The sequence below is a fragment of the Myxococcus sp. XM-1-1-1 genome, assembly GCF_020037095.1.
In the GTDB taxonomy this organism is placed as follows: domain Bacteria; phylum Myxococcota; class Myxococcia; order Myxococcales; family Myxococcaceae; genus Myxococcus; species Myxococcus fulvus.
Window position 1 is genome coordinate 120,066 of the sequence record NZ_JAIQDH010000026.1, and the last position, 10,573, is coordinate 130,638.

Sequence of the window (10,573 nt, forward strand, 5' to 3'; positions counted from 1 at the left end):
CCAGGCCTCCCCGAGCTCGCCTGGCTGCTCTCGGGGAGGCCCAAGTGCGCGGACTCACTGGATTTTCGTTCAGTAGGGTTTGCGTGAGGGCAGGCAGGCATCTCCCCTCTGAAAGGGCGTGTCAGACCCCTCCGCTATGAGTTGTCGGGTGAGCCGATCAACCCAGGACAGCTCTTCGTCGTCGCGTGTGCTCGAGCAGCGCAACCTGCTCGGGGGGATGGACCTCATGCCCGTGCTCGGCCGGGGTGGGCGCAAGCGCGCCCGTCGTTTCCACGTCGCCTCCGAGAAGCGGCTGGGCTTCGCCGCGGCGCTGGCGCTGGTGGTGGAGCATGGCCGCCAGAAGGCCAAGGAGATTGGCGTCACGTCGCTGAGCCGCTGCCCGCGGTGCGACCACGTGGGCCCCACGGAGCAGGACTTCGGCTTCCGCGTGATGCGCGGCGAGCGCCGGCCCCAGTCCTGGTGCCGCGGCTGCCGGGGCCAGCACCTGGAGCCCAGCGAGTCGACCCAGACGAACACCGCCTCGCACAGCGAGGAGGGCTGGCTGTTCCCGCCCGAGACGACCACGAGCACGCGCCCTCCCCGGCGCGGCAAGCGCTCGTCTACGTAGGACGCGCGGGCGCATCATCTTCCGCCGAGGGCAGCGGGCCCCACGGCTCCGGGTCGACCCCGTGGCCGGGCCCTCTCCCTCGGGGGAGCCCTCGCGGGCGGCCAGGCGGGCGTCACGGGTGGGGCCCTTGAGCCCCTGGCCTCCGGGTTGGACAAGCCGTGGAGCCGTCCTTACCTCTCCAGGGAAGGAGGGCGACATGGCGGTCCGGACCAAGATGGCGGGAGTGAAGAACAAGCGGCGGGTGGCCTCGGCCGGCGAGGCGCAGGCCAGCGTGCAGGCGTCCAAGGGTCGCAAGACGTTGCCCCGGGACGAGGCGGCGGCGCTCAGGCGGACGAAGACGCTGGCGCGGGTGACGCTGGGCCCGGCGGCCGAGGAGCACGCGCCCAAGAGCAACCGGCGGCGCACCTCGCTCAACGGGCGCAAGAAGGCGCCCAGCGAGATGAACGTGAAGCACCGGGGTGGTCCGCGCAAACGCTCGCGCATCCACGGCGGCTGAAGCGCCGCTTCCGAAGGCCCTCTCATGGACACGCCGTCCGCGCTCCCTGGCCGGAGCGTGGGCGGTGTTCGTGTTTCAGGGGGTGGCGCGCTGACGGCGCAGCCGGAGGACGAGCGCCTCGAAGGCGACGTAGGACACGGGTAACACCAGGGCGAAGAAGACGGTGAGGTGGGGCAGGTACGGGAAGGCCCAGGGGTCTTTCAGGTGGGCGGCGATTGAGGCGAACAGGCGCCCGGGGTCCGCGAGCACGTCCCAGCTGTTCCACCGCTCCACGCGGCCCAGGTAGATGCCATAGCCGCACAGGAGCGAGGTGACGCCGACGAAGGCCCACGCCGTGCGACGGCCGTGGCGCTCCTCCAGCCACTGCTTCCAGACCTCCAGGGACAGCAGGCCGAGCATCCACCCGGTGGCGGCGAACAGGGCCAGCAGGGCCGCGTCGAACCAGAGCGGGACGACGGGCCGCTGGTGCAGGTGGATGAAGTCGGTGAGGAGATAGGGCGCGTTGGGGAACAGCGCGAGCCACCCCAGGGCGAGCGGCGCCAGCACCCAACCCCTGCCGTGACCCCGCACCATGAGCACCCGCGCGAGCAGGGCCAGGACATAGGGGACCCAGGCGAGGAACAGGTTCCAGATGAGGAAGGCGAAGCTGGCGCGCTCGCTCCAGTCGAGGCGGAAGGCCAGGAGGCCCACCGCGAGGACGCTGCACAGCGTGGCGGGGACGAGGCCGTGGTGACGCGACACGGAGAACAGGGTCATGGCCGAGGACAGGTGTGGCCCGTGGACCACGCCAGGGAGGAGTCTGCGTTGGAGCCCTGAGTGTAGAGCAAGGGGTGGGCCAGTTCCGTGTGTGGTTCCGGGTCCACACGGGTGGGGTTCGCAAGTCGGGTGGCCACGGGGTTGCACTGATGGAGCGTGGGGATGACCCGTGCTCCGGCGCGCGAGGGAGATGGGTGAAGGGTCCCTGCTGGAATCGCAGTCCTCGTGCGGAAGTCGCAGTGTCCCCGTGGGTCCCCGAGGTCCTTACGATGAAGCGCCTCCTCCTGTTGCCCCTGTTGATGCTGTGCGCCTGCGGTGCCGTGCGGATGTCCAACGCGGCGCTCTCGTCGTCCACGGAGAGCTCGCACGAGTCCACCCTGCCCACCTGCACGGGCGAGCCGGACTCGTCGCTGTGCATGCAGAGCTTCGGCTCCTGCGGGCATGTGACGGCCGTCGATTCATGCGGCCAACATCGCTCGGTGTACTGCGGCACGTGCCCCTCGCCCAACATCTGCGCCGCCATCTGCATCCCGCCGGAGACGTGTGGCCCCTCGGGCACCTGTGGGTGAGGGGTGGGCCGTCAGGGACGGTGACGCGTCACCGTCCTTCTGCTTCGAGCGCGCCCGTTCGAGAAGGTCCTACACGCTCCTCAAGACGGTTCAACTCCGTCCACCTCCACTTCCATGGGGGTGACGCCGCGGGTGCGGCACCTGACTCGTAATCAGAGATTCCGGCTTCCTCACTCGGGCGCGCTCATTCTTCTTCCTCGTGATGGTGGCTCCCCGGTTCTGCTCGGACCGGGTGCGGGCTCACTCGAGGTCGACTGGCTTCATCGGAAGACACAGCTCTCCATCGCTCTTCAGGGTTCGTTCCCTCCAGCGCGTTCGCATCCCGCGAACCTGAACAACGTGGCCTCCAGCCTCGGGTCCTCGGCGAGCACGCGCGTCACCCAGTCCTCGACGAGCCGCGCGACGGGAGCCTCGACCTCGGGCGGGGCGAACACATGCTTGCTGGGGTTGCCCAGGATGTCCGGCGCGATGCGCAGGTCGAGCACCCCCGTGAGGTGTTCGAGCAATGCCCCGTCCGAGAAGGTCTGTGCATCGCGCTCACGGCCGAGGCGCCGCAGGCGTGCGACGAACGCCCTGCGCATCCCCACGAGGAATCCCCGGTGGTGCGGTCCGCCCACCAGACAGCGCTGGAGGTTCACCCAGGACGACAGACCTCGGCTCAGACGATGTCTCCAGCCGAGCGCGACCCGGAGCCGCACATCCTCCACCTGTCCCTCGAAGGTCCAGGGCTCCTGGATGAACGAAGTGTCCGCCAGTTCGGCGCACAGGTCCGCGAGTCCGCGCTCACGGAAGAAGCGAGCCTCGGTGCCCGTGGCCTCGTCCCTCAGCGTCCAGGACACGCCGGCATGGAAGGCGGACATCGCATGGACGCGCTCCTGGAGCCCGCTCCAGGAGAAGCGAACGGTGGAGGTGAAGAGCGATTCATCCGGGGTGCAGGTGATGTGCACTCCGGAGTCCGTGCCGGAGGCCTCGCTCGGCACGAACGAGAGGATGCCCTCCTCGGCGACACCTGCCCGATAGCGGCGCCGCCACGTCTGGCCCTTCGACCACGCGACGACGTCGAGCCGCGAGGAGAGGACGTTGATGGCACCGAGATAGACCTCCGAGTCCCGGCAGTGGATGCCCGAGGGAGTGCCGAGCACGGGGGAAGCGGCCCTCGTTCTGGACGCGAACGCGTCGACCGTGAACCAGGGCTCGAGGCTCTCGAGGGGCGCGGTCCAGGGGAGCAGCGGCCACGGCGAACCGTCGAAGGAGACCCGGCAGGCACCGTCCGCGAGCAGGTCCACGCAGATGGCTCGCACGCGCCCCGCCCTGCCCGCGTTGAACCCGAGCACCAGGAGGTGCTCCAGGAACATGCTCAGCCCGAACTCGTCCCGGTTTCCGACATACATCCCGGGCCGCCGACGAATCATTCGGCGGAGATCATCCGGTGTGAACTCGTGGTCCATGAAGGAGTCCTCGATACGCTCCAAGCTCTTCACAACCCGGCCGTGAGCCAGGGAGGTGGGAGCCCGGAGTCATGCGTGAAGAGGTGGGGTTCAGCGAGAGCGAAGGCCCGCGACCTTCAGTACGAACTCCTCCAGCTTCGGGTCCTCGGCGAGCGCCTGCTCCACCCGCTGAGCGACGAGCTGGGTGACGGTGGACTGGACCTCCGCGCTGGCGCGTCGCTCTCGGGTCATCAGGTACCAGTCCGTCTTCTCCACCTGGATGTGGAGCACGGCGGTGAGGTGTTCGAACAAGGCCGTGGCATCGAAGCGCCGGGCCCGCGCCGAGACACCTCGCCGCGCCAGGCGCGCGGAGATGGCCTCACGCATCCCCTGACGGAATCCGACCCGATGAGGCCCGGCATCGTTGCGTGCGAAGAGGTTCGCCCACGCCACCACTCCCCGACCCGGGCCCTCCGTCCAGACGAGCGCGAGCTGTAGGGAGGTCTTCCCCACCTTCGCCTGGAAGCACAGAGGGTTCTGGGAGCCGAGTGGAGACGGAGCGAGGTCCCGACACAGATCCGCGAGCCCCTCCTCCCGGAGGAACCGGGCCTCGGTGCCAGTGGCCTCGTCTCGCAGCGTCCAGGTGACGCCGGAATGAAACGCGGACAGCGCCTCGATGCGCTCACGCAGGCGAGGCACATCGAAGCAAGGAGGCGGTTCGAACAGGGAAGCATCCGGCGTGAAGGTGATGCACAGCCCGGACTTCGAGGTTCGTGGAGCGGTGTCATCCGAGTGCCCTTGCTCGACGAGCCCTTCACGGTAACGGCGACACCAGGTGTCCTCCTCGGTCCAGACGATGACGTCCAGCGGGGAGGAGAACGCACAGAGCATCCCCAGGTCCACGAAGGGGGACTGCCAGAGCCCCCCGGAGGGAGTGCCCGGCGGAGGCTCTCCGTCCTTGTCCGTGAGGACGTCCTGTGGGGTGAGCCACGTCTCGAGCTGGGCGACCGAGGTGCCACAGGAGAGCTTCCACGGCCAGAGGCCGACGTGGAAGCGGCAGGAGCCGTCCGCGCGCAGTGAGACGGAGAGCTCCTGTGCACCGCCATCCCTGGCCGCGATGAACCCCAGCGTCAGGAGGAAATCGACGAGCGAGCTCCGGCCACGCATTCCGGTGTCGCCGACGTACATCCCCGGCCGTCGTCGAATCCAGCCGCCAAATGAGTCAGGGTCGGAGTGCATTCGAGGGGGCTCCCGACAGCGCCAGGACCCGGGCCTCCACCTGGGAGTCCTGGGCAAGCGCAGCCTCCACCCAGGTCGCGACCAGTTGGGCCACGCCCTCTTTCAATTCGGGATTGGCGAGCTGGGCCCGGGTGGGTCCCTTCCAGACGGGCTCGGGCAAGCCGAGGCTGAGCACCGCCGTGAGGTGGGCAACCAGGGCCTCCTCGGGGAACGCCCAGGCCTCCTGGCTGGAACCTCGTGCCTTCATCCTGGAGCGCAGCGCCTTGCGCAGACCTTGATGGAATCCCTGGTGGTGGGTTCCACCCTCGTAACAGCGATGGATGTTCGCCCAGGACCGCACTCCAGCCCCCTCGAAGGCCCCCCACTGGAGAGCGAGACCCACCTGGGTCGACCCCACCTGCCCCTCGAAGCTCCACGGCGGCGATAGAAGCCCTCGGGAGTCCACGAGCTCGTCGCACAGGTCCGCGAGCCCTCGCGTCCGCCGGAAGCAGCTCTCACGGCCCACGAGGGCATCTCGCAGGCGCCAGGTGACGCCTGGGAGCATGGCCGAGAGGATCTGGACCCGCTCCAGGATGTGCTGGGAGCGCATGCGAGAACCGGGCTCGAAGATGGAGGCATCCGGGGTGAACGTGATGCACAGCCCCTGCTCCGCGTGGCGCGGAGAGGGCGCATCCATCAGGCTCCTGGAGGACTCCGGCTCCGCGAGCCCTTCGCGGTAGCAGCGCCGCCAATGGTGGGCCCCCTCCCACGCGATGACGTCCAGACGGGACGCGAGCGCATTGACCAGTCCCAGTTCCACGTAGGGGGGCAGGGAGATGACGCCTCGGGGCAAGCCCAGCGGAGGTGGCGTGCTCCAGTCGATGCCCTCGAAAGACAACCAGCGTTCGAGGCTCGACAGCGCCGACTCCCGGGACCCGGCGGGCCAGGGCCAGTGGTCGAAGGTGACGCGACAGGCGCCATCCGCCAGCAACTCCACGGAGATGTCCCTCACACCCCCGTTCCGCGCCCCGAGGAACCCCAGCAACAGCAGGACTTCGACGAGCTGCCCCAGGCCGAATTCCATGGTGTCGCCAACGTACATTGCTGGCCGCCGGCGGATGGCCCGCCGCAATTCCTCTCCGCTGTTTTGCACCTCCAGACAATATCAGACACGCGGCTCGGGACCGAGCTTCTTCGCTCGAAAAGTGGGGCTTCCGCCGAATGAACCCCGAGAGAAAATCAGCGCCGCCGCTTGACTCCCGCGAGCAGCAGGACCCAGAAAATCGCGAGCCCGGAAGTGGTCGAACAGCCGCCTCCGGAAGGCTCTCGCGGTGACTCGGGTTCGGGGTCCGGTGGCGGAACACAGGGCGTGAAGCAGCGACAGGCGACCGTTCCTTCCGGCTCCAGCCGCGCACAGAGACCACCAACCCCACAGGCCGTGTCCTCCGTGCAGGTGGCTCCGAAGTCGCCCTCTCGGAGCGCGGGCAGCAGGCACCGGCCCCCAGTCCCCTCCGTGACGACGCACGTGAGCCCGGAAGGGCACTGGGCGTCGTTCTCACAGTCCTCCAGGCACAGGGCCTCCGGAGAGAGCGTCGTGCTTTGCGCAGGCGCTGGCGGCGCGAGGAAGGGCTCGATGAAGTCGACCATCAACGCGTCCACTCGCACGTTGACCGCCTCCTCCCGACAGGCGACGTCACCGCTCACCGTGATGCCCACGAGCACGTCCCGCCCCGTGTCGTCACGGGCGAACACCGGCCCGCCACTGTCTCCCACGCAGCTCATGCCTGGTGCCGGTCCCGCCCGGAAGGACGCGGGCTCGACGTCCGTCACCCGCAGGGTCCCCTGGCGTCGTTGCCCCGAGGGCTCGTCCACATCCTTCGTGTCGCCATAGCCCACCGCGCGCACCGGCTCGCCAGCCATCGGGACCACGTCACCCGACGGCAGCGGCGCGGGCGACACGCTCACCGGGCTCGCGAGCCGCAGTAGCGCCACGTCGTACGCATGGGTCTTCGGCTCATACCGCGGATGAATGATCGCGCGAGCCACCCGCACGAAGCGCCCCTCCTCACTCGGCCTCGGCATCAACTCCCGGCCGAGGAAGACCTCGTGCGCGCCCTCGGGCCCGAAGAGGTCCAGGCAATGCGCCGCCGTGAGCACGACGTCCGGCGCGATGAGGACACCCGAGCACAGCAACAACGGCGCCGGCTCACTGCACCGCGTACGACGCGCGAGCAGCACCACCGTGGCCACATCCTCCGGGGCAGGCGTCCCATCCACGATGCGTGACACCCCGCCGACCCGCGTCGCCGCATCCTCCGAGACCGGAGTACAGGCAAGTCCCAGCGCGAGCAGGAGGAGCCACACGCCGCGCGTCATGCGCTCCCTCCTCGAGCCACCACGGGCGTCACTGCCTCGAGGCCTCCGCCGCGGCCTCCTTGCTCAGCGCATGGATCTCCTCCCCCAGGCTCACCAGCCGGCCTCGGTGGCGCTGGATGAGCATCTCCGTCTGCTGCACCCGCTCCAGGTCCCCCCGCGACTCCGCCAGCTCCCGCTCGCGCTCCAGCCGCTCCACGTCACGCCCCAACACCGCCGCGATGTGCTGCGTCTTCTCCAACTTCCACTGCGCCGTCTGCGGCTGCTCCGGGACAATCTCGTCGTTCTGCTGCGGCGGCGGGTTCGCCACCTCCGGCTCCGGCGCCACATCCCCCGGCCCCAGCGCCACCACCGTCGCCGGAGGCGTCGCCTCCCCAGCCGGCACCACGGGCTCGGGACGAGCCCCCTCCACCGTGCGCGCCTCGGGCGACGACGGGAGGGGCACCGGCACCAGCTCCGCCTGCTCGACGCCCCGCGACACCGGGGCCGTCCCCTGCCCCATCAGCCCCACCCCCACGGCCACGACGAGCACCACCGCCGCCGCCAGCATCAGTCGGTATCGAGTCTTCATCGCCCGCCTTCTTCAGAACCGCACGCGCCAGCCGCCGCCCTGCCGCTCCACCCGGAGCAGCCACGGCTCCTTGCCCACATTCCCATTCCTCGCCACCCGTGCCCGCACCAGCACCACGTCCGCATCCCGGCCGTCCAACTTCGACTCCACAATACCCACCAGCATCAATCCGTGCGCATGCATCTCCGACACCGCCTCCTCGCACGGCCGCATGCCCCCTCCCGTGGCCAGCATCGGCCCCAGCACCGCGCAGTCCCCCGACGGCAACGCCTCGAAGAAACGCGTCACCGTCGCCTCCGCCGCCTCCGTCTTCGAGGCGGCTGACGTACACGCGAGCAGGGCCAGCACGGCCCCGCCCACCCACACTCCCACGTCACGACCCGAACGCATGGCTCAGTAGCAGTTCGAGGCGAACAGCTCGTCGTCCGCCGCGGACACGAACTGGTCGTCACACCACGCGCTCGCCAGCATGTGGCCGTTGCGCACGCAGCCATCGTGGTTCGTCGCATCCAGCGTGTACTGCGTGTCACCCCCACAGCCCCCACCACACCGGCCGAAGCAGTTGCCCATCACCTTCGGGCGCGACCAGTGGTCCGGCTCGCCGCACAGCCACGTGCTCCCGCTCAGGTAGAACTCATCCCCGCTGCACGACGTGTGGTCGCCCAGCTGGGCGATCTGCTGGTTGCCCGCGAAGCTGAACCCACCCTTGTTGCAGTCGTGCTTCGCGTACGAATACCAGTTGTACACACCCCCGCAGCTCCCCGTGAACTTGCCGTTGCAGCGCGCATAGCTGCACAACATCGTGTAGCCACGCCCCTGCTCGCCCATCACCGTGCGCTGGAGCTCCACCGTGGAGGGGTGCTGTGCCCACAGGCCCACCGCGCGCCGCAGGTACATCGCCTCGGGCGCCGCCGCGTCACCCGCGGGCAGCTCGGCGCTCAGCGCGTCGTAGAACGACTTGAGCAGCTCCCGGTCCGCGTCCGTCAACTGCGTGTCCGCCGCGCCCTCGTCCGCGAAGCCATCCATCGTCGACACCCCGCTGGCCGGGTCCAGCAACCCCGCAAGCGTCATCCCGCGCAGCCGCACCTCCAACCGGTAGACCCCCGGCTCCACCTCGAGCGCCTGGAACGACACCGCGCCACCGTCCTTCACGAAGGTGCCTCGCGTGTCTCCCGTCTCGGCGGCCAGCGACAGGCCCTCCTGCTTCACCTGCGAGCTCCCGCTCGCACCACCACAGGCCCACAGCATCAACGTCGCGACCGCACAGAGCACCTTGCGCATATCGTTGCATCCCTCCGGCCAGGGGACTGACTCGACCCCGAAAGTCTCGCGGTGGTACCGGGCGCTCACGACTCACTCAAGGCCGGGTGCGTCACATCTCACGCATGAAACATCTCGCATGTCTCACGGGTGTGCACCGACCCGGCTTCACTGTTCAACACGACGGAAGATGGGCAGTGAGCCCGCAACGCGCTCCAGCATCGCGCCGTCCTCCGGAACCGACTCCCCCACGCCCGTGACGAGCAGCCCTCCCGGCGCGAGCCGCGCCACGAGCCCCGCGAGCACCTCTCGCTGAAGCGCCGGCGCGAAGTAGGTGAAGGCCACGTTGCGACACAGGACGAGGTGAAAGGGACCCTCCGGCATGCGGGCCCGCAGGTCCTGATGGACGAAGGTGAGCCCCTCCCGGAACGCGGGGGCGAGGCAGGCCTCCGCCCCGGTCCCAGGGAACGCCTGAGCGGCCCACGCGCGCGGCAGCTCCCGGAGCGAGCCGCGCGGATAACAACCTCGACTCGCACGCGCAAGCAGCGCCTGGTCAGCCTCCGTGGCGAGCAACTCCCACCGCATCTCCGGGAAGCGTGGCGACAGCCCGAGCCGGAAGAGCAGGCTCATCGTGTAGGGCTCCTCCCCCGAAGCGCAGCCAGCGCTCCACACGCGCAGCACGGAGGTGGACCCGAGCAGCGCGGGGAGCAGCGTGTCCCGCAGCGCATCGAAGACTTCGGCGTCGCGGTAGAAGCGCGAGACGGTGACGCGGCAGAGCCCGTCCAACACGGCCCACTCGTCCGCGTCGGACTCCAGCCGGGCGCGGTACTCGGCCACACTCGTGAGCCCCAGCGCCGCGAGCCTGCGGCCGATGCGCTTGCACACCTGCCCTCGCACCCGGCGGAAACCCTCGAGCCGCAGGTGAAGACGCGGGCCCGCCCAGCGCATCAGCTCGACGCAGTCCTCATCCTTCACCACGGCCTCCTGCACACCTGCCCTCGCTCCCGACGCCGTAGGCGAAGACGCGGGCCCGCCCAGCGCACCAGCTCGACGCAGTCCTCATCCCTCACCACGGCCTCCTGCACACCTGCCCTCGCTCCCGACGCCGCAGGCGAAGACGCGGGCCCACCCAACGCACCAGCTCGACGCAGTCCTCATCCCTCACCGCGACCTCCTGCACACCTGCCCTCGCTCCCGGCACCGCAGGCGAAGACGCGGGCCGCCCAGCGCACCAGCTCGACGCAGTCCTCATCCCTCACCACGGCCTCCTGCACACCTGCCCTCGCTCCCGACGCC

At 69.6% G+C, this 10,573-nt stretch carries 12 protein-coding genes; 3 read left to right on the forward strand and 9 right to left on the reverse strand.

Features of this window, described 5'->3' with window-relative positions; translation table 11 throughout:
* Positions 1-148: 148 nt before the first annotated feature.
* Both K8640_RS35995 and K8640_RS36000 read left to right on the forward strand, forming a co-directional pair.
* A complete protein-coding gene (locus K8640_RS35995; protein WP_223751222.1) occupies positions 149-607 on the forward strand; it encodes a hypothetical protein in 459 nt (152 codons plus the stop codon).
* A 196-nt stretch (positions 608-803) separates the two neighbouring features.
* Positions 804-1,103 carry a hypothetical protein gene (locus K8640_RS36000; protein ID WP_194869461.1) on the forward strand — a complete coding sequence of 100 codons (300 nt, stop codon included), beginning with the start codon at positions 804-806 and terminating at the stop codon, positions 1,101-1,103.
* A 75-nt stretch (positions 1,104-1,178) separates the two neighbouring features.
* Here the strand turns inward: K8640_RS36000 and K8640_RS36005 are convergent, their stop codons facing one another.
* Entirely contained in the window at positions 1,179-1,859 is a 681-nt protein-coding gene (locus K8640_RS36005; RefSeq protein ID WP_223751223.1) for a DUF1361 domain-containing protein, read from the reverse strand.
* Positions 1,860-2,128: 269 nt separating this feature from the next.
* On the opposite strand from K8640_RS36005, the gene K8640_RS36010 reads away from it, so the two are divergent.
* The gene (locus K8640_RS36010) at positions 2,129-2,428 is read left to right on the forward strand and encodes a hypothetical protein (protein ID WP_223751224.1); all 300 of its coding nucleotides are present in this window, start codon (positions 2,129-2,131) and stop codon (positions 2,426-2,428) included.
* A 290-nt stretch (positions 2,429-2,718) separates the two neighbouring features.
* Here K8640_RS36010 and K8640_RS36015 read toward each other — a convergent pair whose 3' ends face one another.
* The 8 genes from K8640_RS36015 to K8640_RS36050 form a co-directional block, all read right to left on the reverse strand.
* Positions 2,719-3,840 carry a hypothetical protein gene (locus K8640_RS36015; protein ID WP_223751225.1) on the reverse strand — a complete coding sequence of 374 codons (1,122 nt, stop codon included), beginning with the start codon at positions 3,838-3,840 and terminating at the stop codon, positions 2,719-2,721.
* A 126-nt stretch (positions 3,841-3,966) separates the two neighbouring features.
* Entirely contained in the window at positions 3,967-5,022 is a 1,056-nt protein-coding gene (locus tag K8640_RS36020; protein ID WP_223751226.1) for a DNA gyrase subunit B, read from the reverse strand.
* A gap of 55 nt (positions 5,023-5,077) precedes the next feature.
* Complete coding sequence (locus tag K8640_RS36025; RefSeq protein WP_223751227.1) at positions 5,078-6,157, reverse strand: DNA gyrase subunit B; 1,080 nt, start codon at positions 6,155-6,157, stop codon at positions 5,078-5,080.
* Between the two features lie 155 nt (positions 6,158-6,312).
* The gene (locus K8640_RS36030) at positions 6,313-7,449 is read right to left on the reverse strand and encodes a trypsin-like serine protease (protein WP_223751228.1); all 1,137 of its coding nucleotides are present in this window, start codon (positions 7,447-7,449) and stop codon (positions 6,313-6,315) included.
* Positions 7,450-7,477: 28 nt separating this feature from the next.
* The gene (locus K8640_RS36035) at positions 7,478-8,017 is read right to left on the reverse strand and encodes a hypothetical protein (protein ID WP_223751229.1); all 540 of its coding nucleotides are present in this window, start codon (positions 8,015-8,017) and stop codon (positions 7,478-7,480) included.
* A gap of 12 nt (positions 8,018-8,029) precedes the next feature.
* Complete coding sequence (locus K8640_RS36040) at positions 8,030-8,407, reverse strand: hypothetical protein (protein ID WP_223751230.1); 378 nt, start codon at positions 8,405-8,407, stop codon at positions 8,030-8,032.
* 3 nt (positions 8,408-8,410) lie between these two features.
* Positions 8,411-9,298, reverse strand: a complete 888-nt coding sequence (locus K8640_RS36045; protein ID WP_223751231.1) for a hypothetical protein — start codon at positions 9,296-9,298, stop codon at positions 8,411-8,413.
* A 147-nt stretch (positions 9,299-9,445) separates the two neighbouring features.
* Positions 9,446-10,252, reverse strand: coding sequence for a CheR family methyltransferase (locus tag K8640_RS36050; protein WP_223751232.1), 807 nt, complete (start codon positions 10,250-10,252; stop codon positions 9,446-9,448).
* Positions 10,253-10,573 lie beyond the last annotated feature (321 nt).